This is a genomic window from Streptosporangium minutum (assembly GCF_002149035.1).
GTDB lineage: Bacteria > Actinomycetota > Actinomycetes > Streptosporangiales > Streptosporangiaceae > Streptosporangium > Streptosporangium minutum.
Window position 1 is genome coordinate 1 of record NZ_NGFP01000004.1, and the last position, 23,712, is coordinate 23,712.

A 23,712-nucleotide genomic window follows, 5' to 3' on the forward strand; every position below is an offset into this window, starting at 1 on the left:
GTCTTCGAGGGCGCAGGGGGCTTTTGAGGGCTCGGGGCCTTTTCGAGGGCTTCGGGGGCGGATTTTTAGGGGCTCTCTGGGACCCGGCGTTCTCTGGGGCTCAGGACCCTCTCAGGGCTCTGGGCACGCTCAGGCCCCTGGGCTCTCTCAGGGCTCTGGGGCCTCTGGGGCTGTCAGGGCGATATAAAACCGTCTGGCCCGGTAGCCGATCCGTTCGGGAACAGATACCGGTAGCCGGTCCGCCCGAGAACGGATAAGAGCCCTTCCGCCACTCGGGGGCGATGGCGGAAGGGCTCACTGGTTAGTCGTTCAAGACGGTTCCGGCGTTACACGAATCCCGCGAGCCAATTTCCGAGCAGCCGGTGGCCGTGTTCGGAGATCACCGATTCGGGGTGGAACTGCACGCCCTCGATGGGGGCGGTGCGGTGGCGCAGGCCCATGATCAGGCCGTCACCGGTGGTCGCGCTGACTTCGAGGATCTCCGGGACCGTCTCCGGCACGACCGCCAGCGAGTGGTAGCGCGTCATGGTCACCGGGGACGGCAGCCCGGCGAAGACACCGCGGCCGTCGTGCGCGATCGCGCTGGTACGGCCGTGCATCAGCTCCGGAGCCCGTGCCACGGTGGCGCCGTGGGCGACCGCGATGGCCTGGTGGCCGAGGCAGACGCCGAGCAGCGGAAGGTCGCGGGCCTCGCAGTAACCGACGAGCGGGACGCTCACCCCGGCTGCTTCGGGGGTGCCGGGACCCGGACTGACCAGGACCCCGTCGAAGCCGGCTGCGTCCTCCGCCACGACGTGGTCACGTGGGCGCACGTCGCAGGTGGCGCCGAGCTCACGGAGATACTGGACGATGGTGTGGACGAAGCTGTCGTGGTTGTCCACGACGAGAATGCGGGTCATCAGTCCACCGTGGTGTGATCGAGGGGGACGCGGGGTTCGAGCCAGGGGAACACGACGTACCAGAGTACGGCCGCCGCCAGCCCTGCCAGCACCGCCGCGATGAACACCTTGGTCGCGAGGCCGCCGGGGAGCAGCCGCCAGATCCAGCCGTACACGGGACTCTCCTCATCTGCGACGGTCCTCACTCCTGTCCAGCTCTCCGAAGACGATGAGCCGCTGGGCGGCGGAGTACTCCGGATGGCAGGTCGACAGGGTGATGAGGGCATCGGTGGGCTTGCTGCCGGGCTTGCCGGGGACCGGGGCGATCACTCCGACCTCGGTGGGCTCGACGACGCGCTTGCCGGTGACCCGGTAGGTGTAGCGGGCCTCGCGGGCGTCGACCACGATGTCGTCGCCCCGGCGGAGCTCGTCGAGCCGGCTGAAGGGCGCGGCGTAGGTGGTCCGATGCCCCGAAAGAACGAAATTTCCGATTTTTCCCGGCATGGCTGAGCCCGGGTAGTGGCCGGGCCCCATCCGCAGTTCCTCGAAGCCGACGCCCTCCACCACGGCGTAGCGGTAGTCGTCCCCGAACCGGGGGATCCTCAGCAGCGCCATCGCCCCGCCCAGCCGGATACGTGTGAGCTTCGCGGGCTCCTTGGCGGCGAACTCCTTGAGGAGCTGCTCGCGCAGCACGGTCTGCTGCCGGTCGGTGTAGGCACCGGTCCCCCAGAGGAGGTATGCGCAGAAGAGCAGAATGATCACCCCGGCGGTGATGCTCAGCTCCCCGAAGGCCCTCAGCGCGGCTCTCATGGGCTCAGGCTAGTGACGGCGGATCATCCCGACCGGGCGCGGATCACGCGATTGATCCAAGGTTTGCGCTGCGATGATCCCTTCTGGGATCGCCATGTCCCGTGTGCGGAGACTATTCTTACTCGGGTCTTCGCCCACCAGCGATTACGCTAGCTGACATAACCTGCGCACGGTCCGGATCGCGCAGGGTCGACGCAGGAAGAGACCCCAGTGCCCAAGCCCAAGACTCGCAAGAAGGCGGTCTACACGCCGCCGCAGACGACCCAGCAGGTCAAGATGAGCCCGCGCTGGCTGGCGCCGGTCATGGTGGCATCCTGGATCATCGGCATCCTGTGGATCGCCATCTACTACGTGGCGCCCACCGCACCCTTCATCGGTGACCTGGCGAACTGGAACCTGCTGATCGGGTTCGTTTTCATCATCTTCGGTGTGGTGTTGTCCACTCGCTGGCGTTAGTTTTTTCCACAGAATTTATCCACACCCTGGGGAAGCATCAGGGTGTGGATCAGCCGGTGAGGCCGAACTCGGCCTGGAAGGCGTACGGCGGCAGCAGTGCGACCATCGCCACGAGCACCACGAGCACCGCCACGCAGCCTCCCCACTGGACCGCGTTACGGTTCTTCGGCGGGGCGTAGGCGAGGATCCCGCCGACGATCGCACCGGTGACCAGGCCGCCGAGGTGTCCCTGCCAGCTGATGTTGGGGATGATGAAGGTGATCACCGCGTTGGCGCCGATCAGCCAGAGCACGCCGCGGGCGTCGTAGCCGAGCTTCTTGGAGACCACGAACAGCGCGCCGAACATGCCGTAGATCGCACCCGAGGCGCCCACCGCGCCAAGGTCCAACAGGTAGACGGCGACGGATCCGCCGAGCGCGGAGAGCAGGTAGAGCGCCAGAAAGCGCAGCGAGCCGAGGCGTCGCTCCAGCTCGGGACCGATGGCGTAGAGCGCCCACATGTTGAACAGGATGTGGGTGAGTGCGAAGGAGCCCGCGGTCAGCGGCTTGTGCAGGAAGGCCCCGGTGATCAGGCGCCACCATTCGTCCCGGTAGGCGACGTCGCCGGAGCTCATCGAGAAGTAGTTGAGCACCCAGGCGGGGCTCAGGGTCTCCGCGGCGTAGGCCAGGATGTTGACGATCAGCAGTGCCCAGGTGACCCGCGGCGTGATGACGGCCCGGCCGCCGAAGGTCGACTGCGCCTGCCGTACCGTCTTGTTTCCCTGGGCCACGCACTCGGGGCACTGGAAGCCGACGGAGGCGTCGCGCATGCAGTCGGGGCAGATGGGACGCTCGCAACGCTGGCAGCGCACGTAGGTCTCACGGCCCGGGTGCCGGTAACACGTGGGAACGGCGGCGGTTTCAGGCTCGCTGGGTGGCTGAGTGGTCATGGCGTGTCGCTGGCCCCTTCGACCGTGCTGTTATCCACAGACTGCCAGCCTATTCATGATCCCGAGCACCTGGACACATGAAACGGCGGCCTCCATGTGGAGGCCGCCGTTTCAGGAGCGCTCAGCGCCGCACGCGGTCGGTTCCGAGAGCGGTCAGCCCTGCACGCGGTCGATGGTGACCGACTCCAGCACGACGGGCTCCTTGGGCCGGTCCCGGGCGTCGGTGTCGGTCTTGGCGATGGCGTCGACGACGTCCTGGCCCTCGATGACCTCGCCGAAGATGGAGTGCTTGCCGTTCAGGTGCGGCGTGGGCACCACCGTGATGAAGAACTGCGAGCCATTGGTGCCCTTGCCGAACTGGATGCCGGCGTTGGCCATGGCGAGCAGGTAGGGACGGTTGAAGTAGAGGTCCGGGTGGATCTCGTCGTCGAACTTGTAGCCCGGACCGCCGGTGCCCTGACCGAGCGGGTCGCCGCCCTGGAGCATGAAGCCCTCGATGACCCGGTGGAAGACCGTTCCGTCGTAGAGCTTGTCGGTGGTCTTCGCGCCGGTGGTCGGGTTCACCCACTCGCGGGTGCCCTCGGCCAGCTCGACGAAGTTGCGCACGGTCTTGGGCGCGTGGTCCGGGAAGAGCTGGATCTTCACGGTGCCACGATTGGTCTTCAGGTTCGCGATCAACTTCTCAGCCACGATCGGATTGCCCCCTTCTGGTCTTGGCTAAAGCCTGTGCAACATGCTGCTCTTGTGGTGTTTTGATGGTTGCGGCCGTAGCCGGTCCATCTAGCATCCTCCCATGACTGGTCATGATTGAGCCGCCTTCGAGCGGGCAGGGGTGGCAACGGGGCCCCGACGACCTGGGGAGGATAACGTGCCTCTTGCACAATTTGGAAAGCGTCCCATCGAGATAGTGATACCGGAATCGCGCCTGAACCAGGTGAAGGCTCAGGTCGCGCGTGCCGCCGACCGGGTAGGCCCGATGGCCACTCATGCCCGGGACGCGGCCACTCACGCCCGTGAGGCCGCCACCCACGCCCGTGGGACGGCAAACGACAAGGTCTACGTGGCCAGGGAGTGGGCGGCACCGAGGCTGGACGCCGCCGCTCACTCATTCGAGGAGCAACTCGCACCGAAGATCAGCGCGATGCTGTCGCAGGCGGCGACCAGGATCGATCCGGCACCGGCGGCCAAGTCCCGCAGGTGGCCGATGGTCCTGCTGTTCACCGGTCTCGCGGTCGGAGCCATCGGCTTCGCGATGTACCGCAAGAGCGCCGACCAGTGGACCGAGGCGATGAAGGACAGCACGGCCGACGCGTCTCGCTGGGTGGGAGAGAAGGCGCACTCCGCGACGGGCAAGGCATCCGAGATGATGCACGGCGTCAAGTCGAAGGCCGAATCCACCGCCGAGGAGACCGCTCACACGGCCGACGTCCAAGCGGATCAGGCAGCCAAGAAAATGTCCTGATCTATAGCGGTACGAATCTGTAGCGGTACAAGATTCATCGGAGTACGGCCCGCACCCTCACGGTGCGGGCCGTACTTCCGTGCTGACCGGCGGGCAGCGACCTCGGGGTGCGGGGGAATCGGTCTGAACAGCCAGGGCCCCGGGGCGGGCCGGCTCTCAGGATCATCCTCTTGGCCACCGGTCCCCCGAGTAGCGACGGACCAGCGCCCACGTCACCAGATACACGGCGCCCAGGAAAAGCCCGCAGAGCAGCACCGCAAACAAGATCGACTCGAAACTGTACCCGAACATGCCCACCTCCGCCGGTCCTGGAGATCAGCCTGTTCGCGATGGCCCATCCGCGTCAATACGGTCGTCGCCTGCCGCCGCATGTCAATCCGGCCGCCGTCAGCCCTTTTCAGCCCGGACCCACAGTGCCTCACCTCACACGGCTCCGGCCCGTGAGTGCCGCTGCGGCGTGAACTCACAGGCCGGAGCCGCGCGTCCGAGCCCGTGCGCGCCGTACCGGTCCCCGTCCGGTACGGCCCGCACCACGGGCTACTCGCCGGCCTCTCCGGGCGCCTCCGCCTTCTCCGCCTTCTGAGCGCAGGCGACGGCCACGCCCTCGGGGAGCGGCGCTCCCGGCACGGCCTCGGCCGTCACCTTGGTCAGCAGGACGCCGTGGGAGAGCGCGTCGAGGCGGCTCTCGCCCTCCTTCAACGGGGAGACCCTGACCGTGGTGGCCCCGGCGATCTCGTCCTGCTTCGAGGGGTCGAGCGGGGTGGCCGGAACGGCGAGCGTGGCGGCCACCGAATCGGTGACCTCGGTCACCTTGGTCGCCTCGGTGCTCTCGGCGGCCTTGGTGGTCTCGGCGGCCTTGGTGGTCTCGGTGATCTTCACCGGGCCCGCCCCGGTGTCCCTGGTGGCCTCCACCGAGCCGGTCTCGATGGCCTTCCGCCAGTGCTCGCCCTTGGCCTGGAGGTCCTTCAGTTCGGCGTCGGTGAGCCTGCGCACCGCGACGGCGCCCTGCCCGTCGCCGGCCTCGCACACGATGCTGAAGGCCGCCTCCGGCCTGGCGGGGGCGGGGTCGTCGGAGGCGTTGGCGGCACCGGTCAGGGTGGCCATCAGGGCGCCTGCGGTGACCACGGATGCGGCGAGAAAACGGATGCGCATTCTGTTCTCCTCGATCGGTCGGATCTGACGGTCACACCGTCCCGCGCGCCGCCTGAACCCAGCCTGAACATCGCCGAAGCCGTCTTCAGGTTGGCTTTAGGTGGTCTGCGGCACGCTGGGCGGTATGCGCGTGCTGCTGGTTGAGGACGAGAAGCGCCTGGCCGACCTGCTGAAGGGCGGGCTGGCCGGCGAGGGGTTCGCCGTGGACGTCGCCCATGACGGGCGCGACGGGCTGTGGATGGCGAGCGAGAACGTCTACGACGTGATCGTGCTCGACGTCATGCTGCCCCGGATGAACGGTTACACCGTCTGCGCCAAGCTCCGCGACGCGGAGAACTGGACGCCGATACTGATGCTCACCGCCAAGGACGGAGTGCACGACGAGGCCGAGGCCCTGGACACCGGCGCCGACGACTTCCTCTCCAAGCCGTTCTCGTACGTGGTGCTGCTGGCCCGGCTGCGCGCGCTGATCCGCCGGGGCGGCCGGGCCAGACCTGTCTCCATCACGGTGGGCGACCTGACCGTCGACCCGGCCGGGCTCCGCTGCCGCCGGGGCGAGGTGGAGATCTCCCTCACCCCGAAGGAGTTCGCGGTCCTGCACGGCCTCGCGCGCAGGCCGGGCGAGGTGGTCTCCAAGAGCGAGCTGCTCGCCCAGGCGTGGGACTTCTCCTACGACGGCGACCCGAACATCGTCGAGGTCTACATCAGCGCGCTCCGCCGGAAGATCGACTCTCCGTTCGGCCGGTCGTCCCTGGTGACCGTGCGCGGTGCGGGTTACCGGCTGGAGTCCTGAGGTGTCGCGCCTGTCGGTCAGGGTCCGGGCGACCCTCGCCGCCACCGCCATCGTCGCGGTCGCGCTGGGCGTCGCGGCGGTGGTGCTCGTCGGCGTGCTCAAGGGCAGCCTCGTGGACAGCGCCTCCGCCGAGGCGGCCCGGCGCGCCTACGGCACCGCCGACATGATCACCGCCAGCCCCGGGATCATCGCCGGCAGGGTCACCGATCCGCTGGACCCCGATGTCCAGGTCATCGAGGAGGCCGACCTCTCCGAAGCGGAGTGGCGGGCGGCCCTGGCCCAGCCCGCCCAGGCCGCCCTGCCGATCACCTCCGGACCGGACACTCCCTGGACGGGGACCACCAGATCGGACACCACCCGGTCGACCGCCTCCCGAGGGGAGACAACCCGATCAGACGCCGTCAGGCCGGAGACCACCGGACCGGCCGCCGTACACGCCGAGCGGTGGGCGCCCGCCGGCTCATTCACGGTGGCCACCATGCCCGTGTCCACCGTCGAGGGCGTGGTGCTCGTTCAGGCCAGGGCCTCCCTGGAACCCACCAGCGCCGCCCTGCAGACCCTGCAGGGGCTGCTGATCCCCGGCATCCCCGGACTGCTCCTGCTGGTCGCGGCCCTGACCTGGCTGGCGGTCGGCCGCGCGCTCGCGCCGGTCTCCGCCATCCGCACCGAGATGGCCGACATCACCGCCAGCGATCTGCACCGCCGGGTACCGGTGCCACGGTCCCGCGACGAGATCGCCCGGCTCGCCGAGACGATGAACCGCACGCTCGACCGCCTGGAACTCGCCGTCGACCGGCACAAGCGCTTCGTCGCCGACGCCGCCCACGAGCTGCGCAGCCCGCTGGCCATCCTGCGGACCCGCCTGGAGCTCGCCCCACCCGGACCGCTGGCGGCCGAGGCGCTGACGGACGTGGAGCGGATCCAGGCGCTCACCTCCGACCTGCTGCTGCTGGCCCGCCTGGACGCCGGCGAGCCGGCCTGTCACGGGGAGGTGGATCTCGGGCAGGTCGCCGCCGAGGAGGCGACCCGGTCCCGGCCCAGACCGGAGATCCGCGTGGAGCTGGAGGTGGCCGCGGACGTGGTCGTCCGCGGCTCGGCCGAGGAGTTGCGCCGCCTGGTGGCCAATCTGGTGGACAACGCGGTACGGCACGCGGACTCTACGGTCACCGTGCGCCTGGCCCGGGACGGGGGCGGAGCCGTACTCGACGTGCGCGACGACGGGCCCGGCATCCCGGCCGAGCACCGTGAGGCGGTCTTCGACCGGTTCACCCGGCTGGACGAGGCCCGGGACCGGGACGCGGGCGGGTCGGGGCTCGGTCTCGCCATCGCCCGGGACATCGCGGTACGGCACGGCGGCGGCCTGAGTGTCGTGGGGGAAGGCCCGGGAGCGCGGCTGCGGGCCCGCCTCCCCTCGCCATGAACCACGGGTGATCCGCGGACGGAGGTGATCCGCGGGCGCAGGTGGTCCGCGGAGGCGGATGATCCGCAGTCACAGATGATCCGGGGACGCGGGTGGTCCGCAGAAGCGGATGATCCGCGGACGCGGGTGGTCCGCGGGAGGGTCCCGCACCGGGGGTGAGGGGCTCCGGGGAGCGTCCGTCTCAGCCGATCGGGAGGGCGTAGGTGGTCGTGCGGTGCTCGACCTCGAATCCGGCGCGGGTGTAGATCCCCAGCGCACCGGTCGGGTTGTCGGCGTCCACCCCCAGCCCGGCCCTCTGGTAGCCCTGGGCGCGGAACTCGGTGAGGGCGTGGGCGAGCAGCGCGCTCGCCACCCCCTTCCCCCGCCATTCGCGCAGGGTGCCGATGATCTGGATCCACGCCTCCCGGACCCCGGTGGCCTCGGTGTCGGCCTCGAAGTAATGGGTGAGCAGCACCGCCACGTTCCCGCCCGCCCCGTCCTGGACGAGGAAGGAACCCTCGGGACGGAAGGCCTGCACGCCGACGATGGCGTTCTTCCAGCTCTCCGGGGTGTGGGGGACACTGCCCCAGTGGTCGGTGAAGGACGCGTTGCGCACCTCCCGGGCGGCCTCGGCGAGGTCCTCGCCATAGGCGACGATCTTCAACCCGTCCGGCAGGGCGATCGCGGGCGGTTCCGTGCCCAGGTCGCGGCTCATGCCGTAGAACCACCGGACCGGGGTCATCCCCGCCCCGGCGACCAGCGCCGCCGCGCCCGCGTTGCTGTCGAACGCGTGGACGTGGAGTTCGAGGGGCTGTCCGGGGAAGCGGCGTCCGTGCAGCACCGGTGTGGTGCGGACCGCCCAGTCGAGCAGATGCCTGCCGAGACCGCGACGGCGGTAGTCCGGATGGACCGCGCCCCACAGGGTCATCTGATGGACCGGGTCGGCGGCCGGGCGGCAGGCGGTGACGCCGAAGGCCACCATCCTGTCCCCGTCCCACGCGGCCAGGGTGCCCTCGGCCAGGTCGAGCAGGGGGTTGTCGACGTCGTCGGCGAGGTCGTCGGCTCCGTAGTTCTCCCCGACCCGGTCGGCCCTCTCGACGTCGGCGAGCAGCTCCGCCCATTTGCCGGTGTCGTTCTTGGTCAGCGGGATCCAGTCGAACGTCATGCCCTGGAGCATACGAACACGTGCGGCCGGCCAGCGAGTGCTTTTCTCCGCACGGAACGCCATACAAGCACGGAAGCCATACAGCGCACGGAACGCCGCACAGCGCACGGACCGCCATACAGCGCACCGAGCGCGGCACAGCGCACCGGGCGGCACGGAACGGGCTCAGAGCAGACGCACCGGGCAGTCCAGCTCCCGGCCGATCCGCTGGAGTCCGGTGGCGAAGCCGTCGCGTGTCTTCCCGCCGGAGCCGATGAAGAACCGGTTGGCTGCCGAGACGGCCCAGCGGCCCCGGCTCGCGACGTTGAAGACGCGATGGGTGAGGAGCGCGCCCTCGGGATGCGGCTCGACGGCGTACTCCCCGCGATACCACCAGCCGCCCTGCGCGGCGAAGGTCCGGCCGGTCACCTCGACGGTCATCGCGTAACCCGTCGCCCGCAGGGTGAACCGCCCGGGACCGCCCTCGATCGTGCCGCCCGTCGAGGAGAGCAGCCAGGCGTTGTCCCTCCCGACCGGACCGGGACGGACCGAGAGCACCAGCCGCTCCACCCGCTCGACCGGGGCCGCGACCACCCCGGCGACCTCATACATCAGCGTCTTTCCCATCCGGCCCTCCTGACAGATCCGCTCTGCGCTGGTCGGTCCAGGCGAGCTCCCCGGATCCGAGCCGGTCCAGGACGCTCCGCACCCAGGTGAGCTCGGCGCTCCGGAGCGCACGCTCGCACTCCAGTTCGAGCACGAGCACGCGGGGGAGCCCGCTCTCCGCCAGGCCTCTCATGTGCGCGTCGCAGGCGAAGACCGCGCTCTCCAGCGCGGCCGCGCGGGTCAGCAGCGCCCGCTCGGCCTCGGGCACCGGCAGGCAGCCGACCAGCGAGATCGCGGCGAGGAAACCCCGCGTGTCCGGCCCCGGCTCGCTCAGCAGCCTCCGCAACCGGGTCGCCAGCTCGGCCCGGCCCTCGTCGCTGAGCTCGTAGACCGTGCGCTCGGGACGGCGTCCCTCCCGGCCCGTCTCCACGGGCACGATCAGCTCGTCCCCGGCCAGGCGGCCGACCGCGTGGTAGAGGCTGCGGGGCAGCCCGGTCACGTAGTCCTTGTGCGTGTCGAGAATGAACCGGTGCATCTCGTAGGGGTGGCTCGGCTTGACCGAGAGCAGCGCGAGCACGGTGAGCCCGACCAGATCGGGACCTCGCGCCATCGCCGTCCTCCTAGTGCAGAATTCTTTATTGCATTCTGCACTATAAAGATATGGTGCGAGCCGCACAAGGACGAGGATCTCGTACGGCTCGCGGACGGTCGCTCAGCGACGGGTGAAGACCGGCTCCCACGAGCCGGGTCTCTGGCTGTTCTCGCGGTATCCGGTGAGCGGCACGGCCTCGCCGCCGTTCACGTCCACCAGGAGCAGCCGGTTGCTGAACTCGCCGTTGACGCAGCTGTTGAACCCCTTGGACTCACACGCCCAGGTGATCACGTGGCTGTCGTCCGCCCAGGCCACGATCTGCTCGACCCATTGCCCGTCGATCGGCTTGACCGACAGGACCTCGCCGGTGCGCACGTCCTTCAGGGCCATGGCGGCGTTCTTGTCCGGGATCTGAGCCGGGATCCACCGGCCGTCGGGCGACACTCCGGCCGCCTCGTAGGTCTCGGCCGCCCCCGGTGGTCCGGGCCGCGGGTTGCCGTCCAGGTCATAGAACTTCTTGGTGCCGGGCGGCGTGCTGTTGTGCTCCCACACCAGCGTGCCGTCCGTGCTCCAGGAGAAGTCCTGGCGGCCGCCGAACCGGTTGTTCTCATCCGGCTCCAGCGCGTGGAACGCGGCCCGCCCGCTGTCCAGGTCGACGACGGTGTAGCCGGTCCGGGACGTGGGCATCATCTCCTGGCTGTTGTTCACAGGGACGTAGGACTCGTCCGGGTTGCCGCCATAGTTGGTCACCAGAAGCTTCTTCGCGTCGGGGGACCAGCGCACCGCCCCGGCCGGGCGCTCCAGATCGATCCACCGGACCTCGCCGCCCCGGCCGGTGATCACCCCGACCCGGTGCGCGGGAACCTGCTCCAGCACCGCGACCGACTCCCCGCCCGGCGCGACGTCGAGCCATGCCCACGGGGTCTGCTCGTAGGTCTGCCCGCCCTTGTCGTAGAGGCTCCAGGCCCGCGTCAGCACCTGCCGGTCGTCGGAGATCTTCACCTGGTCCCAGACGTAGTAGGAGTAGACCGCCGTGCCCCCCGCGGCCACCAGGGTCCTGGGCGGCGCGGACTCCGGGTCTCCCACCGTCTCCGCGGACGGGCTCGGATCGGTCATGACGACGACGGCGGACCGGTCGCCGTCCACCTGCCCCCTCTGGACGAGGACCGGGACCGTGAGCGCACCGGCCACGACGGCCGCGGTCGCCCCCGCGACCACCGCGAACGCCTTGACCCTGGAACGCCGCCGCCCCCGGAGGACCCTCGACGCCAGGTCGGAGGGGACCCGCGCCTCGTCGGACCAGTCGCGGAGGGTCCGCCTGACGAGCTCGTCGATGGTCATGCCGTCGCCTCCCCGAAGATCGTGTACGGCTCCCGCAACTCGGGCGCGAGTTCGCGCAGCCTGGCCAGGGAGCGGTGGGCGGTGCTGCGGACCGTGCCCACCGAGCAGCCGAGGATGCCGGCCACCTCGGCCTCCGGCAGATCCTCGTAGTACCGCAGGACCAGCACGGCCCGCTGCCTGGCCGTCAGTCTGGCCAGCGCGCGGCGCATGTCGATCCGCAGATCGACTCCGTGCGTGCCGTCGGGCAGGGCCCGGCCGGGCGGCTCCGCGACGACGGTCTCCCGGCGTCGGCGCCACCAGGAGACCTGCTGGCGGTACATCGCCTGCCGGACGTATGCCTCGGGCGCCTCCACGCTCCGCCACCTGGTCACCGTCCTGGCCAGCGCCGTCTGCAGCAGGTCCTCAGCCGCGTGCTGGTCGCCACCGGTCAGCAGGTAGGCCAGGCGCATCAGCGCGGGGGACCTCGCCGAGACGAATTCGCGGAACCGTCGCTCCTCTGCGGCGTCCACGATCACCTCCACTGTGTGGTTACGCCCTACAGACGCACCGGAGTGGACGCCACTATGCTCCGCGGGCCGTACGGAATCAGCCGGGACGCCGGCGCGGCCGGTCCTCTCGCCTGGTCACGCCCTCGTTCCCGCCGGATCACGTGTAGGTGAGCGCCGGGTAGAGGAACAGCATCCAGGAGCCGATCCCGATCTTCAGGAGCGCGTCGAAGCCACCGACCAGCCGGAGCGGCAACTTCGGCGCCACCTTCAACCCGATCCAGGCGTTCAGCGACGTCACCACGCCGAGGACCGCGATCAGCGGCCCGTGCGCCATTCCCATGATGATGAAGTGCAGGCCGACCACGAAGAGGATGCTCAAGATCATGGTCCGGTCGTCCCGGTCCTTGAACGTGGTGATCACGTAGTAGAGGAGACCGGCCTCGACGACGAAGGAGAGGACCAGGGCGGCGATCTGCACCAGGGAGGGCGTGCCCAGGGACGGCTTCAACAGCGCGCTGAGGCCGCTCGCGGTGAATCCGGCGATGAACCCGCCGATGCCGAACGGTATCCACCGGCTGGGGAAGATCCAGCCGAGCAGGAAACCGAGGCCGACGAAGATGAGGAAGAGCCCGCCGCCGCGGATCAGCGGGTAGGGGTGGGGCAGGACGGAGTCCAGCGCGAGCAGGGGGAGCATGACGCCCTTTCGGTCAACACGTTAGCGCAGACGAGATATACCTTAAAATCTAAAGTCGAGATATATCGCGTTTCTGGCTGAAACGCGAGCCGGACTACGCCGATCGCGACCTTCGTCCCTTTCGTCCCCTTCGGACCCTTCGATCCGCTCGGGCCGGTGGCAGGCGGCGGTGTCGGTGCCGTCGGGCAGACTGTGGCCGTGCCGAGCCGCCACAGTGCGAACGCGGCTCCTCAAGTGGAAGGAACCGCCCATGAGCATCCGCCGCGTGGTGCCCGACATACATTCGGAGAACCTGGAGGAGAGTCGGGAGTTCTACGGCCTGCTGGGCCTCGTGGAGGTCATGCACCAGGGCTGGGTCATGACCCTGGCTTCGCCGTCCAACCCCACGGCGCAGCTCACCCTCATGGGCGCGGACTCCACGGCGGCCGTCCAGCCTGACCTGAGCATCGAGGTGGACGACGTGGACGCGGTGTACGAGGCCGTGACCGCCCAGGGCGCGGAGATCGTGCACCCCCTGCAGGACGAGGCCTGGGGGGTGCGCCGCTTCTTCGTCATCGACCCCAACGGCCGGGTGGTCAACGTCGTGAGCCACCGGTGACCCGGTGTCCCGACAGACCCGCGCCCGTACGGCCGGGCACGTCGGGGGCGAGACGGCGCAGGGCGCCCACGGGGAGATCGGGCGCCTCGTAGAGGACCTCGCCCCGCCTGCCCGCCGCGACGGCGCGGGCCGCCGTGATCAGCTCGTCCACCGGTGCGGTATGTCGATGAGGGTGGACCCATGACGATGTCATGCATGGTTGATGATCGCGTCTCTGGCCCGCGTGAGCCCAGGTCAGAAGACTTGTCCCCATGAACGATGTGGTGCGTCTGGACGCGGTCAGCAAGGTTTACGGCAGGGGACCGAACACGGTGTTCGCCCTGCGCGAGGTGTCGATCGGCATCCCCCACGGCAGCTTCACCGCCGTGATGGGCCCTTCGGGGTCGGGCAAGAGCACGTTCCTGCACTGCGCCGCCGGACTGGACCACCCCTCCTCCGGCTCGGTACGGCTCGGCGGCACGGAGCTGGCGGGAATGAACGAGACGGAACTGACCGAACTGCGGCGCAAGCGGATCGGTTTCGTCTTCCAGGCGTTCAACCTGGTCTCGTCCCTCACCGTGACGGAGAACATCACCCTCCCGCTGAAACTGGCCGGGGTCCGGGTGGACCGGTCCTGGCTTGAGGAGATCGTCAACCGGGTCGGGCTGGCCGGCCGTACCGGGCACCGGCCCGGGGAGCTCTCCGGGGGGCAGCAGCAGCGGGTGGCGATCGCGCGGGCCCTGGTGACACGGCCCGAGGTGGTCTTCGGCGACGAGCCGACCGGCGCGCTGGACACGATCACCGCGCGGGACGTGCTCACACTGCTCCGCGAAGTGGTCACCACCATGGGACAGACCGTGGTGATGGTCACCCACGACCCGGTCGCCGCCTCCTACGCCGACACCGTCCTGTTCCTCGCCGACGGCAACGTCGTCGACGCGATGGCCGCCCCCAGCGCGGAGAAGGTCGCCGACCGGATGACGCGACTCGGAGCGTGGGTGTGATGATCGGTTTCGCGCTCAACACGCTGCGGCACCGCAAGGCTGCCTTCGCCGGCGCCTTCCTCGCCCTGGTCTGCGCCGCCGCGCTGGTCTGCGCCTGCGGCATCCTGCTCGACACCGGTCTGCGCGGCGCGGTCGAACCCGTCCGATACGCCGGGACCCCGGTCCTGGTCGCCGGAGACCAGAACGTCCGTGAGACGACCCGCGACGGCGACAAGGTCAAGAGCAAGGCCAAGCCGATCTCCGACCGGGCCTGGATCCCGTCGTCCCTGGCCGACAGACTGAGGACGGTCCCCGGCGTCCGCAAGGTCGTCACCGAGGTGACGTTCCCGGCGACCGCCGAGGGACGTCCGGTGTGGGGCCACGGCTGGGAGTCCGCGCCGCTCACCCCCTTCACCCTCCGCGAGGGGCGGGCGCCCGCCGCCGGCGAGGTGGTGGCCGACGCGGCCGCCGGGCTGGCCGTGGGCTCCCGCGTGAACGTCCGGACCGCGACCGCCACCCGCGTCTACCGGGTGGCCGGTGTCACCGCCGAGGCGCTCGATCAGCGGACCTCGCTGTTCTTCTCCACCGAGGAGGCCGCCCGGCTGGCCGGACGGCTGGGCATGGTCAGCGTGATCGGCGTCTTCCCCGAGGTCGACGTCGCTCCCGCGCTCGCCGGCACCCCCGGTGTCGTCTACACCGGCGACGAGCGCGGCAGGATCGAGTTCCTGAACGCGGAGAAGGCCCGGACCAAGCTGGTCAGCCTGGGCGGCGCGCTCGGCGGCACCTCGCTGATCGTCGCGATCCTCGTCGTGGTCGGCACGTTCTCGCTCTCCATTCAGCAGCGCCAGCGCGAGCTCGCCCTGCTGCGCGCCGTGGCCGCCACCCCCGGACAGATCCGCAGGCTGATCGGCGGCGAGGCACTGCTCCTCGGTCTGCCGGCGGGCCTTCTCGGCGCCGGGCTCGGCGTCGGGCTGGCGTTCTGGCTGCGGTCGCAGTTCGTGGGGCTTGGCGTGATGCCGGCCAACCTGTCGCTGGTGGTGAGCTTCTTCCCGCCCGCCGCCGCGGTGCTCGCCGTCCTGGGGGCGGCGTGGACGGCGGCCCGGGTGTCGGGCCGCCGTACCGCGCGGATCAGGCCGGTGGAGGCGCTGGGCGAGGCCGCGGTACGCCCGCCGGGCATTCCGCCGGGCCGCACGATCGCCGGGCTGGCCTGCCTCGGCGGGGGCGTCGCGCTGACCCTGCTGCTGTCGACGCTGGAGATCGAGGCCGCCTCCAGCCCCGTCACGATGCTGACGGCGCTGGTCTGGACGATCGCGGTAGCCCTGCTCGGCCCGGTCATCGCCCGCGTCGCCACGGCGGTGCTCGGCCTGCCACTGCGCGCCTTCCGCGCCAGCGGCCACCTCGCCGCCGCGAACCTGCGCACCGGCACCCACCGCTTCGCCTCCGTCGTCACCCCGCTCAGCCTGATGATCGCGATGACCTGCACCATCCTGTTCGTCCAGGACACCATGGGCCACGCGGTCGTCGAACAGTCACGCCAGGGCAACCACGCCGACTACGTGCTCGGCCCGCGCCTGCCCGGCGTCACTGCGGACGCCGTACGGAAGCTCGAAGGCGTCGAAGTGGTCACCGAGGTCCTGCGCACGTCGGTCAGAGTCGGGCTGGAGAGGTACGGCGCGCAGGGCGTGACCACCGCGGGGCTGGAGCGGACCATGGACCTCGGGGTGAGCGCGGGATCGCTCGGCAGGATGGGCGCCGACACCCTCGCGGTCAGCGAGACGGCCGCGAGAAGCCTCGGGGTCGAGGTCGCCGACCAGGTACGGCTGACGCTCGGCGACGGCACCCCCGTCACGCTCAAGGTCGCCGCGATCTACCGCCGGGGCCTCGGCTTCGGCGACCTCACCCTGCCCCACGCCCTGGTCGCCGCCCACGTGGACGACCCGCTCAACCAGACCGCGCTCGTCTCCGCCCCCTCGGTGAGACGGGACGCGCTCGCGGCGGTGCTCGGCGGTGTCGGCGTCCTGGATCGGGTCGAGGCGGCGGCCGAACAGTCCAATGCCGGAGTCAACTACGTGGCCATGGGCCTGATCATCGCCTTCACCGCGATCGCGGTGGTCAACACCATCGCGATGGCGACCTCCGACAGGACCCGCGAGCTCGCCCTGCTCAGACTCGTCGGCACCACCCGCCGCCAGCTCATGCGGATGCTCCGCCTGGAGACTCTCGTCGCGGTGCTGGTCGCGGTCACCCTCGGCACGCTCATCGCCCTGGTGACGCTCAGCGCGTTCAGCACGGGCATGACCGGCTCCGCGCTGCCGTACGTGCCCGTGCTCACCTACCTGGAGGTCATCGCCGCCGCGGCGGGTCTGGCTCTCCTCGCCACCGTTCTCCCGGCCCTCCTCGCCCTGCGGAGCAGGCCCGCCGAGGCCATCGGCACCCGCGAATGACCGTCCGGGGACCGGCGGCACGGGACCCGGGACCGCGACGGTCCCGGGTCTCCGGTCTCCGGTCTCCGGTCCTCCCCAGCCTTCCCGGTTCTCCCGGTCCTCCCGGTTCTCCCGGTTCTCCCGGTTCTCCCGGCCGGAGCGTGCGGGCCCCCGCCCCGCACGCTCGTCGTCCCCGGTCAGGGCGTCTGGCCGGGCCCGTCGACGATGCCGGAGTCCAGCACGGACATGGCGACGGCACCGTCGCCGTCCACGACCTTCATACCGAGGTAGTGGTAGTCCCCGGGATCGAGGATGTAGTAGCCCTTGCTCTCCCCCACGGTGAGGACGACGCCGATGCCCTTGCGTCCGTCCCCGTCCGCGGTGTTCTCCTCGATCGTGACATTCGGGATCTTCGCCAGGGCCCGGTACATCGCCGCGGTCGTGTCCGCGGGGATCATGGGCCCGAACTTCATGTACCAGCCGATCGCCCCGAAGGCCCTGACGTCCCCCTCGGCCCCCGCCGGGCAGGTGGGCCCGCAGATCGACAGCGGTGTCCGCTCCTCCTTGAGGTTACGGAAATGCTCCAGCAGCGCGTCCGGATCAGTGGGGAGGCCCTCCAGTTCCCGCTGGGTCCGGCTGGGGTCCGTCCGCGCGTTCGGCTCCCCGTCGCCGATCCTCAGCTCGCCACCCTCTGCGCGGACGGCCGACCCGCGCCCGTCCATCCGGCTCCAATGCTCGAACGCCGGCAGGTCACCCCCCATATGCTGTGACTCCTTGATGTAGAACCACTGGTCCGGGCGGATGTCGGCGGTCTTGGTCCGGGTGGCGACGAGCGCGGCGTTCTCAAGCACCACGACCGCGTCGGGCGGTTGGGCCGCGGGCTGCCGGTCCCCCGACTGCGCGGTCCCCCCTGGCTGGGGCACGGCCACCAGTTGGGGCACGGCCACGGCCGCGGCGACGGCGAGAGCACCGGCTCCGCCCAGGGCGAGACCCCAGCGCGGGCGGGCCGCGGGCCGTCCGCGGCCACCTGCCGATCGACCTGATCGGTGAACGGCTCGACCACCGAGTCCGCCCCCGTGCGGCTCAGTGCCCGATACAGGCTGATCTCGCGGCGGCGGTGCCGGCGGATGAGGTTGGTGGCGATGCCGTACAGCCATGGCCGCGCGTCGTCACGGGACAGGTCGTACGACTCCAGGCTCTGGAAGGCCACCGTGAAGGTCTCGGCGACGATGTCCTCGGCGGGATCCTGGCCCAGCCGCCTGATGACGTAGCGCTTGAGCGCCGGCGCGTGGCGGGTGAACAGCGTGGCGAACTGTTCGGGCTCACGCCGGGACCGTTCGATCACCGCGGCGTCGTCGGCCGCTTCCACGGCTGCCGGCCGGGGCGGTGCGGCCGTCCGGCTCTCGTGTCGCATCTCTTGCCTCTCGGGTCTCTGCCATGACACCCGTTATTGCCACCCGGAGGATCCGCGGTTCCCGGAAATCATGCGATGGATACAGGGGCCGGCCCGAACCGCGCGGCCACCCCCTACCGGCTGAGCGTGGCCGGGCGGCCGATCCCGGCGATCAGCTCCAGCTGGTCGAGCTGCGCGTCGAGGGTCGGGGCCGCGATGCGGCAGACGAGGTGTTCCGCACCCGCCTCCGTGTAGCGGTTCAGCGTCGCGGCCACCCGCTCGGCCGGGCCCGCGACCATCGCCTGGATCGTCCGCACCGTCTCGTACGGCAGGCCGTACGTGGACCGGCAGTAGGCGTCGAGCTGCCGCTCGCCCCGCTCCACGTCGTCGGTGACCAGCACCGTGACGAACAGCGCCGGGGTGACCGCGTCGCCGGGGCGGCCCGCCGCCCCGGCTGCCCGCCGTACCGCCCGGAGACCCGCGCGGTAGTCGGCCGGGTCGGGCGGGTAGGGCAGCCAGCCGTCGTAGAGCCGCCCGGTGCGCTCCAGCGCCGACGGGCCGGCCCCGCCCAGCCAGATCGGCGGCCCGCCGGGCCGGTAGGACGGCGTGGAGTCGGGCAGCCCGTCGAAGCGCAGCACCTTGCCGTGGAACGCCCGCTCGCCCGCCCACAGTGCCCGCCACAGGGCGACGGTGTCGTCCAGCCGTCCGAAGCGGCGCTCCCACGGCACCTCCGACACCGCGTACTCAGCCTCCGACCTGCCGGGGAAGCCCGCGCCCACGGTGACGACCAGCCGCCCGGCCGACAGGTGGTCGATGGAGGCCAGCTCCTGCGCGGCCGTGACCGGACGGCGGAAGGCGGGCAGCAGCGCCGCGGTGCCGAGCGTGACGCGTTCGGTCACCGGCGCGAGGGCGGCGAGCATGGCCAGCGGCTCGACGCGCGCGCCGAGCAGGGTGTCGTTGGCCCAGACCGAGTCGTAGCCGAGCCGTTCAGCGCGGACGCCGAAGTCGACCAGCCGCCGGGCGTCGTTCCACTGGCTGTGGTTGGTGGGGAGCAGGACCCCCAGTCGCGTGTTCACAGGACGGATCGTGCTCCCGTCCGGGAATGCCGACAATTCCCTCGACGGAATAGACGGACCCGGCAGACTGGGATCGTGGACTTCTCCCAGACCCTGCGCGCGACCCGGCAGCGCCGCCACCTCAGCCAGCTCGACCTCGCCCTGCGCGCGGGCACGACGCAGCGCCACCTCAGCTTCATGGAGAGCGGCCGCTCCCGGCCCGGCCGGACCATGGTGGTACGGCTGGGCGAGTCGATGGAACTACCGCTCAGGGAGCGCAACGATCTCCTGCTCTCGGCCGGTTACGCCCCCGTCTACCCGCAGACCCCGCTGGACGACCCGAGCCTGGAGCACGTGCGCACCGCGCTGGGGCACATCCTGGCCGGGCACCTGCCCTACCCCGCGATCGTCGTGGACGCGGGGCACGACCTGGTGCTCGCCAACGACGCGTTCGGCCTGCTCACCGAGGGCGTCGCGGAGCACCTGCTGCGCCCGCCGGTCAACGTGCTGCGCCTCTCCCTGCACCCGGAGGGCCTGGCGCCCCGGATCGTCAACCTGGCGCAGTGGGCTCGCCACATCCTCGACCGCATCCCGCACGACGACCTGTACGACGAGCTGTCCGGCTACGTGCCGCACGCCGCCCCGGGGCCCGACCACGTGGGCTTCGCCGCCCCCGTCCGGCTCCGCTCGACGCTCGGCGAGCTGCGGCTGACGACCACGATCACGACGTTCGCGACCGCGCTCGACGTGACCGTGGCGGAGCTGAAGCTGGAGGCGTTCCTGCCCGCCGACACGGCCACGGCGGCGCTGCTGGCCGGGTGACGGGCCGGGGCGGTCCGGGGACGATCACGGCCCGGCCCGGCCCGAAGCGGGTGGGATCGGACCGGACCGGCTCGGCTCCGCTCGGAGCGGGTTGGATCGGGGCGACCCGGCCCGGCCCGGCTCGGAGCGGGTTGGATCCGACCGGGTCGGCCCCGGGAGGCGGTCGCGGCCCGGGGCGGATCGACCACGACCGGCTGTCAGATGCCGGGGAACATGTAGTCGGTGGTGATGCGGCCGTTCTCGTCCAGGACGAGGACCTCCAGGCCGCCGCCGACCGCCTCACCGCCGCCGACGGGCACCATCTCCCAGTTGAGCTTGACGACGTCGTGGAGGCGGACGGCGCCGTCCCGCGCCTGGAAGGTGAACTGCCCGGGGGCGACGAACCGTTCATAGCTGCGGGTCACCCGGACGTCGAGTTCGTCATAGCCGTGGGCTTGGAGAGTGGTGGAGTCAAAGCCCAGTCCTGCGGCGATCTCCCGGATCTCCTGGGGCGGCTGAAGGATGTGGGCACCGCCCTCGGCCCAGAGCTCCTCGATGGCTCTGCGACGCAGCTCGGCGTCCGGCTCGCTCCAGAGGGCGATGTAGCGGGCAGCCAGGTCCTGGGCATGGATGTCGGTCACTTTTTCTCCTTGGCTGGTGCCGGTGTTCCTGCCAGATCCTGCGAGAAGGGACCATGGGCCGACAATTCCTCAGAGGGAATGACCCGCTTCCACACGGGACTGACCGGCCGGCCCCCGCGGGCCGTCACCGCCGACCGCCACCGGTTGTCCGGCCGTCCCGGGTGCGATCCCGGCGGTGGTGATCAGCGCGGACCTGACCCGCGGACCCGACCCGGCGGGCGTGCCCGCCCGGCTGCGTCCGCTACCGACCGCCTGCCTGGCCGAAGCGAGGAGTCCGCCCGCCGGCGCACGACGGGGGCGGCGGTCAGAACAGGGTCAGCGGCTCGGCCGGCATGGGCTCCGGCAGCGGCTCGATCTCGGGCAGCCGGGTCCGCACCTCCTCATGGAAACGACGGGCGAGCATCGGCGCGTCGGCGTTGTCGGGGGTATGGATGAACACCGTCGGCGAGCGGCCCTCGCGCAGCCATTCGGTGACCGTGGCGATCCATTGCTGCCAGCCCTCGATCGTACGCGCCGTGTCGTCCCGGCCGAGGTAGCGGATGATCGGACGGTCGGTGAGAGCGGCCGACCGGCGTGGCACGCGCGGTTTCCTCATCCACGCCTCCCGTTCGGCGTCGCTGGTCGGAGGGCTCTGGAAGAAGGTGGTGGTGTCGAACGGGATCCACTCGGCGTCGACTCGGGCGAGAACCCCTTCGAGAAGCCGCTCGGATCGCGCGTCATCGAAGAACGCGCGGTGGCGGACTTCGACGGCGTATCTGTGCGAGCGGGGCAGCCGGTGAAGAAAGCCCGCCAGGGCGCCGAGGTCGGTCGGCGCGAACGATCCCGGTAGTTGGATCCAGAGGGCGTGGGCGCGCGGTCCGAGTGGTTCGATCGCTTCCAGGAACGACCGGAGCTCCTCGTCGACGCCGGTGAGGCGACGCTCATGCGTGATCGACTTGGGCAGCTTGGCCACGAAGCGGAAGTCGGGGGTGGTCTGCCTCGCCCACGACTCCACCGTGCTCCTCGACGGTGTCGCGTAGAACGTCGTGTTGCCCTCCACCGCGTCGCACCAGGTCGCGTAGGCCCGCAGGCGCTCCCCCGGAGGAAGCGGATGAGGCAGGAAACGCCCCTGCCATTGCGCCTGTGTCCACATCGCGCATCCCACATGAAGCCGCATGGCTTCGACGCTATCCAAGGCCGGCGGTGGAAAGGACCGGGTGCGTCACCGGCCGGCTCGACGCACGTTCACAGGAGGCCGGCGTCGCGCACCTTCATCGCGACCTGGACACGGTTGTCGGTGCCCAGCTTGGAGAAGACCCGGGTGATGTTCGCCTTCACGGTCGCGACGCTCATGTGGAGACACTCGGCGATTTCGGCGTTCGAGCTGCCCCGGGCCACCTCGATCGCGACCTCGCGCTCGCGTTCGGTGAGCCTGGCCAGCTCCCGCTGCGCCTCCGGACGTCGCGGCCCGTGTCCGCCGGTGGCTGCGGTGATCACCTGTCGTGTGACGCTCGGCGACAGCACCGGCTCGCCCTTCGCCACGGTGCGGACCGCCTCGATCATCTTCGGTGGCGGCGTGTCCTTCAGCAGGAAGCCGTCGGCACCGAGCCGCAGAGCCCGCAGCACCATGTCATCGGCGTCGAAGGTGGTGAGCACGAGGACGCGGGGCGGGTCTGGCTGGGCGAGCAGCAGCTCCGTGGTGATCAGCCCGTCCTGGTTGGGCATCCGGATGTCCATCAGCACGACATCGGGCCTGAGGTCACGGATCACTTCCATGGCCCGCCGGCCGTCCTCCGCCTCGCCGACAAGGTCCAGGTCGGGCTCGCCACCGAGAATGAGGCGCAGCCCGGTCCGGACCATCGGGTCGTCATCCACGATCACCAGTCGAGTCACGATGTGAAGCCTCCCATGGCAGCCGGGCGTCGAGGATGAAGTGTCCGTCCTGGACGGCATGGCTGAGAGTGCCGCCGGCCATCCGGGTCCGTTCGGCCAGGCCGACCAGCCCCAGCCTTCCGCCGGGACCGGCAGACGTCCCGGACGGCGTCGGATTGCTCACCCGAATCCGCAGGCCGTCACCCGGCCGTCCGCCGAGCTTGGCCGTCACCCGGCTGCCCGGCGCATGCTTGCGCGCATTGGTCAGGGCCTCTTGCACGATCCGGTACGCGTGCCGGCCGGTCTGTGTCGGCAGCAGTTCCCGGTTGCCCACGCTGTCGTCCACCTCGACCTGCTGGCCGGCGCCGCGCACCTCGTCGAACAGGGCGTCCAGGTTGGCCAGGTTCGGCTGCGGGGCCTCCATGCCGCCGTCGCGCCGGAGCGTGCCGAGCACGGTGCGTAGTTCGTTCAGCGACTGGTGCGCGTTCTCCTGTATCGCCAATGCGACCTCGCGGGTCTCCTCGGCGGTGAGGTCCGTCCGGTATGCCAGGCCGCCGGCGAGCATGGACAGCAGGGAGATCCGGTGAGCCAGGACGTCGTGCATCTCATGGGAGATCTTGACCCGTTCCGCCAGCTTGGCCTGCTCGATCCGCTGCGCCTGTTCGCGCTCCGCGGCCAGTGCCGCCTCTCGCTGTGAGGCCGCCAGGTCACGGCGCCCGCGCAGGTACAGGCCGAAGACGGTCAGGCCGCCGAGGACGACGGTCCCGGTCGTCGTGGAGACGACGCTCGCCTGGGTGACGCCTTTCCAGCCGTAGGGCGCCACCAGGCACAGCCAGGACACGAGCGCGACCGGGACGAACTGACGCCAGCGGCGATGCGTGCACAGGGAGACGTACGCGACCTGGGCGGGGCCGGTCGCTGTGGTGGAGAAGACGGTCAGCAGGGCGGTCGCCAGCGCGATCGGCCACGGCCGGCGGCGTCGCCACCGCATCAGGACCAGACCGATCACGCCGAGCCCCACGTCGACCAGTGCCGACGCGAGCCGGTCCTGGTCCCGGAAGACGACCCAGACCAGGACGGTGCCGTGGAACAGCATCGGCAGCACGGCGCACAGGTAGCGCAGTGCGACGCCTGACTGATCCAGGGGCGGCTGGTTCTCCGTACGGCCGTGCACAGCCCACAGCCTAGAGACCGTCGGGCCGGCGCCTTAGCGACCTGGGTCGACATCCGGGTAGCCGCAGGTCC

The 23,712-nt window shown here is 70.6% G+C and carries 27 protein-coding genes and 1 pseudogene; 8 read left to right on the plus strand and 20 right to left on the minus strand.

The window, feature by feature from the left end; genetic code table 11:
- Positions 1-326 precede the first annotated feature (326 nt).
- The 3 genes from CA984_RS01375 to CA984_RS01385 are packed head-to-tail and all read right to left on the minus strand — an operon-like array spanning position 327 to position 1,688.
- The gene (locus CA984_RS01375; RefSeq protein WP_086567015.1) at positions 327-899 is read right to left on the minus strand and encodes an anthranilate synthase component II; all 573 of its coding nucleotides are present in this window, start codon (positions 897-899) and stop codon (positions 327-329) included.
- Positions 899-1,054 carry a hypothetical protein gene (locus tag CA984_RS45780; protein ID WP_086567017.1) on the minus strand — a complete coding sequence of 52 codons (156 nt, stop codon included), beginning with the start codon at positions 1,052-1,054 and terminating at the stop codon, positions 899-901. Before CA984_RS45780 ends, CA984_RS01375 begins: the two co-directional genes overlap by 1 nt.
- A gap of 10 nt (positions 1,055-1,064) precedes the next feature.
- A complete protein-coding gene (locus CA984_RS01385; protein WP_086567020.1) occupies positions 1,065-1,688 on the minus strand; it encodes a class E sortase in 624 nt (207 codons plus the stop codon).
- Positions 1,689-1,898: 210 nt separating this feature from the next.
- On the opposite strand from CA984_RS01385, the gene CA984_RS01390 reads away from it, so the two are divergent.
- Positions 1,899-2,144 carry a cell division protein CrgA gene (locus tag CA984_RS01390; RefSeq protein ID WP_012886909.1) on the plus strand — a complete coding sequence of 82 codons (246 nt, stop codon included), beginning with the start codon at positions 1,899-1,901 and terminating at the stop codon, positions 2,142-2,144.
- 49 nt (positions 2,145-2,193) lie between these two features.
- Here the strand turns inward: CA984_RS01390 and CA984_RS01395 are convergent, their stop codons facing one another.
- Together CA984_RS01395 and CA984_RS01400 are read right to left on the minus strand one after the other, a co-directional pair.
- Positions 2,194-3,072: a rhomboid family intramembrane serine protease gene (locus CA984_RS01395; RefSeq protein ID WP_086567022.1), complete on the minus strand. Its 879-nt coding sequence runs from the start codon at positions 3,070-3,072 to the stop codon at positions 2,194-2,196.
- Between the two features lie 153 nt (positions 3,073-3,225).
- On the minus strand, positions 3,226-3,762 hold the full coding sequence (locus CA984_RS01400; protein ID WP_012886907.1) for a peptidylprolyl isomerase: 537 nt from the start codon (positions 3,760-3,762) through the stop codon (positions 3,226-3,228).
- Positions 3,763-4,048: 286 nt separating this feature from the next.
- Between CA984_RS01400 and CA984_RS01405 the strand changes: the two genes are divergently transcribed.
- The gene (locus CA984_RS01405; protein ID WP_133061501.1) at positions 4,049-4,534 is read left to right on the plus strand and encodes a hypothetical protein; all 486 of its coding nucleotides are present in this window, start codon (positions 4,049-4,051) and stop codon (positions 4,532-4,534) included.
- Positions 4,535-5,071: 537 nt separating this feature from the next.
- On the opposite strand, the gene CA984_RS01410 is transcribed toward CA984_RS01405, so the two are convergent.
- Positions 5,072-5,686: a hypothetical protein gene (locus tag CA984_RS01410; RefSeq protein WP_086567027.1), complete on the minus strand. Its 615-nt coding sequence runs from the start codon at positions 5,684-5,686 to the stop codon at positions 5,072-5,074.
- A 124-nt stretch (positions 5,687-5,810) separates the two neighbouring features.
- Between CA984_RS01410 and CA984_RS01415 the strand changes: the two genes are divergently transcribed.
- Both CA984_RS01415 and CA984_RS01420 read left to right on the plus strand, forming a co-directional pair.
- Complete coding sequence (locus CA984_RS01415; protein ID WP_086567224.1) at positions 5,811-6,479, plus strand: response regulator transcription factor; 669 nt, start codon at positions 5,811-5,813, stop codon at positions 6,477-6,479.
- Between the two features lies 1 nt (position 6,480).
- Complete coding sequence (locus CA984_RS01420) at positions 6,481-7,899, plus strand: sensor histidine kinase (RefSeq protein WP_086567030.1); 1,419 nt, start codon at positions 6,481-6,483, stop codon at positions 7,897-7,899.
- Positions 7,900-8,080: 181 nt separating this feature from the next.
- Here the strand turns inward: CA984_RS01420 and CA984_RS01425 are convergent, their stop codons facing one another.
- From CA984_RS01425 to CA984_RS01450, 6 genes are all read right to left on the minus strand, one after another.
- Positions 8,081-9,043: a GNAT family N-acetyltransferase gene (locus CA984_RS01425; RefSeq protein ID WP_133061502.1), complete on the minus strand. Its 963-nt coding sequence runs from the start codon at positions 9,041-9,043 to the stop codon at positions 8,081-8,083.
- A 165-nt stretch (positions 9,044-9,208) separates the two neighbouring features.
- Positions 9,209-9,649 carry a hypothetical protein gene (locus tag CA984_RS46990; RefSeq protein ID WP_207620637.1) on the minus strand — a complete coding sequence of 147 codons (441 nt, stop codon included), beginning with the start codon at positions 9,647-9,649 and terminating at the stop codon, positions 9,209-9,211.
- Complete coding sequence (locus CA984_RS01435; protein ID WP_086567037.1) at positions 9,627-10,238, minus strand: PadR family transcriptional regulator; 612 nt, start codon at positions 10,236-10,238, stop codon at positions 9,627-9,629. The genes CA984_RS46990 and CA984_RS01435 overlap by 23 nt, the downstream gene beginning before the upstream one ends.
- A 102-nt stretch (positions 10,239-10,340) precedes the next feature.
- Entirely contained in the window at positions 10,341-11,561 is a 1,221-nt protein-coding gene (locus CA984_RS01440) for a hypothetical protein (protein WP_086567040.1), read from the minus strand.
- The gene (locus CA984_RS01445) at positions 11,558-12,070 is read right to left on the minus strand and encodes a SigE family RNA polymerase sigma factor (RefSeq protein WP_086567227.1); all 513 of its coding nucleotides are present in this window, start codon (positions 12,068-12,070) and stop codon (positions 11,558-11,560) included. The genes CA984_RS01440 and CA984_RS01445 overlap by 4 nt, the downstream gene beginning before the upstream one ends.
- Before the next feature lie 136 nt (positions 12,071-12,206).
- Positions 12,207-12,743: a DUF6609 family protein gene (locus tag CA984_RS01450; protein WP_086567044.1), complete on the minus strand. Its 537-nt coding sequence runs from the start codon at positions 12,741-12,743 to the stop codon at positions 12,207-12,209.
- Between the two features lie 250 nt (positions 12,744-12,993).
- On the opposite strand from CA984_RS01450, the gene CA984_RS01455 reads away from it, so the two are divergent.
- Positions 12,994-13,341 (plus strand): VOC family protein, encoded by a 348-nt coding sequence (locus CA984_RS01455; protein ID WP_086567047.1) that lies wholly within the window; start codon positions 12,994-12,996, stop codon positions 13,339-13,341.
- Here the strand turns inward: CA984_RS01455 and CA984_RS45785 are convergent.
- Positions 13,319-13,492, minus strand: coding sequence for a hypothetical protein (locus CA984_RS45785; protein ID WP_165781058.1), 174 nt, complete (start codon positions 13,490-13,492; stop codon positions 13,319-13,321). The genes CA984_RS01455 and CA984_RS45785 overlap by 23 nt on opposite strands.
- 100 nt (positions 13,493-13,592) lie before the next feature.
- On the opposite strand from CA984_RS45785, the gene CA984_RS01465 reads away from it, so the two are divergent.
- A complete protein-coding gene (locus CA984_RS01465) occupies positions 13,593-14,324 on the plus strand; it encodes an ABC transporter ATP-binding protein (RefSeq protein WP_165781059.1) in 732 nt (243 codons plus the stop codon).
- Positions 14,324-16,747, plus strand: coding sequence for an ABC transporter permease (locus CA984_RS01470; RefSeq protein ID WP_207620639.1), 2,424 nt, complete (start codon positions 14,324-14,326; stop codon positions 16,745-16,747). Before CA984_RS01465 ends, CA984_RS01470 begins: the two co-directional genes overlap by 1 nt.
- Before the next feature lie 176 nt (positions 16,748-16,923).
- On the opposite strand, the gene CA984_RS01475 is transcribed toward CA984_RS01470, so the two are convergent.
- The 3 genes and pseudogenes from CA984_RS01475 to CA984_RS01485 all read right to left on the minus strand — a co-directional run bounded on the left by CA984_RS01475 (position 16,924) and on the right by CA984_RS01485 (position 19,195).
- Complete coding sequence (locus CA984_RS01475) at positions 16,924-17,883, minus strand: CU044_5270 family protein (RefSeq protein ID WP_207620641.1); 960 nt, start codon at positions 17,881-17,883, stop codon at positions 16,924-16,926.
- A pseudogene (locus CA984_RS47605) lies at positions 17,844-18,140 on the minus strand (RNA polymerase sigma factor); the annotation flags it as partial. The pseudogene CA984_RS47605 and the gene CA984_RS01475, both read right to left, overlap by 40 nt.
- 113 nt (positions 18,141-18,253) lie before the next feature.
- Positions 18,254-19,195 carry an LLM class flavin-dependent oxidoreductase gene (locus CA984_RS01485; RefSeq protein WP_086567059.1) on the minus strand — a complete coding sequence of 314 codons (942 nt, stop codon included), beginning with the start codon at positions 19,193-19,195 and terminating at the stop codon, positions 18,254-18,256.
- A 75-nt stretch (positions 19,196-19,270) separates the two neighbouring features.
- Here CA984_RS01485 and CA984_RS01490 point away from each other — a divergent pair, with 75 nt between their 5' ends.
- A complete protein-coding gene (locus tag CA984_RS01490) occupies positions 19,271-19,996 on the plus strand; it encodes a helix-turn-helix domain-containing protein (RefSeq protein ID WP_086567061.1) in 726 nt (241 codons plus the stop codon).
- A 197-nt stretch (positions 19,997-20,193) separates the two neighbouring features.
- Here CA984_RS01490 and CA984_RS01495 read toward each other — a convergent pair whose 3' ends face one another.
- The 4 genes from CA984_RS01495 to CA984_RS01510 all read right to left on the minus strand — a co-directional run bounded on the left by CA984_RS01495 (position 20,194) and on the right by CA984_RS01510 (position 23,641).
- Complete coding sequence (locus CA984_RS01495; RefSeq protein ID WP_086567063.1) at positions 20,194-20,616, minus strand: hypothetical protein; 423 nt, start codon at positions 20,614-20,616, stop codon at positions 20,194-20,196.
- 304 nt (positions 20,617-20,920) lie between these two features.
- On the minus strand, positions 20,921-21,772 hold the full coding sequence (locus CA984_RS01500; RefSeq protein WP_086567066.1) for a DUF72 domain-containing protein: 852 nt from the start codon (positions 21,770-21,772) through the stop codon (positions 20,921-20,923).
- Between the two features lie 68 nt (positions 21,773-21,840).
- Positions 21,841-22,488: a response regulator gene (locus CA984_RS01505; RefSeq protein WP_242675667.1), complete on the minus strand. Its 648-nt coding sequence runs from the start codon at positions 22,486-22,488 to the stop codon at positions 21,841-21,843.
- Positions 22,463-23,641 (minus strand): sensor histidine kinase, encoded by a 1,179-nt coding sequence (locus tag CA984_RS01510; protein WP_086567070.1) that lies wholly within the window; start codon positions 23,639-23,641, stop codon positions 22,463-22,465. The genes CA984_RS01505 and CA984_RS01510 overlap by 26 nt, the downstream gene beginning before the upstream one ends.
- Between the last annotated feature and the right edge of the window lie 71 nt (positions 23,642-23,712).

Excerpts from the sequence above, each read along its gene's own strand:
- CA984_RS01375 (WP_086567015.1), bottom strand. The coding sequence starts at position 899 with ATGACCCGCATTCTCGTCGTGGACAACCACGACAGCTTCGTCCACACC.
- CA984_RS01385 (WP_086567020.1), bottom strand. The coding sequence starts at position 1,688 with ATGAGAGCCGCGCTGAGGGCCTTCGGGGAGCTGAGCATCACCGCCGGG.
- CA984_RS01395 (WP_086567022.1), bottom strand. The coding sequence starts at position 3,072 with ATGACCACTCAGCCACCCAGCGAGCCTGAAACCGCCGCCGTTCCCACG.
- CA984_RS01405 (WP_133061501.1), top strand. The coding sequence starts at position 4,049 with ATGGCCACTCATGCCCGGGACGCGGCCACTCACGCCCGTGAGGCCGCC.
- CA984_RS01410 (WP_086567027.1), bottom strand. The coding sequence starts at position 5,686 with ATGCGCATCCGTTTTCTCGCCGCATCCGTGGTCACCGCAGGCGCCCTG.
- CA984_RS01415 (WP_086567224.1), top strand. The coding sequence starts at position 5,811 with ATGCGCGTGCTGCTGGTTGAGGACGAGAAGCGCCTGGCCGACCTGCTG.
- CA984_RS01425 (WP_133061502.1), bottom strand. The coding sequence starts at position 9,043 with ATGACGTTCGACTGGATCCCGCTGACCAAGAACGACACCGGCAAATGG.
- CA984_RS46990 (WP_207620637.1), bottom strand. The coding sequence starts at position 9,649 with ATGGGAAAGACGCTGATGTATGAGGTCGCCGGGGTGGTCGCGGCCCCG.
- CA984_RS01435 (WP_086567037.1), bottom strand. The coding sequence starts at position 10,238 with ATGGCGCGAGGTCCCGATCTGGTCGGGCTCACCGTGCTCGCGCTGCTC.
- CA984_RS01440 (WP_086567040.1), bottom strand. The coding sequence starts at position 11,561 with ATGACCATCGACGAGCTCGTCAGGCGGACCCTCCGCGACTGGTCCGAC.
- CA984_RS01450 (WP_086567044.1), bottom strand. The coding sequence starts at position 12,743 with ATGCTCCCCCTGCTCGCGCTGGACTCCGTCCTGCCCCACCCCTACCCG.
- CA984_RS01455 (WP_086567047.1), top strand. The coding sequence starts at position 12,994 with ATGAGCATCCGCCGCGTGGTGCCCGACATACATTCGGAGAACCTGGAG.
- CA984_RS01465 (WP_165781059.1), top strand. The coding sequence starts at position 13,593 with ATGAACGATGTGGTGCGTCTGGACGCGGTCAGCAAGGTTTACGGCAGG.
- CA984_RS01470 (WP_207620639.1), top strand. The coding sequence starts at position 14,324 with ATGATCGGTTTCGCGCTCAACACGCTGCGGCACCGCAAGGCTGCCTTC.
- CA984_RS01475 (WP_207620641.1), bottom strand. The coding sequence starts at position 17,883 with ATGGCTGTACGGCATCGCCACCAACCTCATCCGCCGGCACCGCCGCCG.
- CA984_RS01500 (WP_086567066.1), bottom strand. The coding sequence starts at position 21,772 with ATGCGGCTTCATGTGGGATGCGCGATGTGGACACAGGCGCAATGGCAG.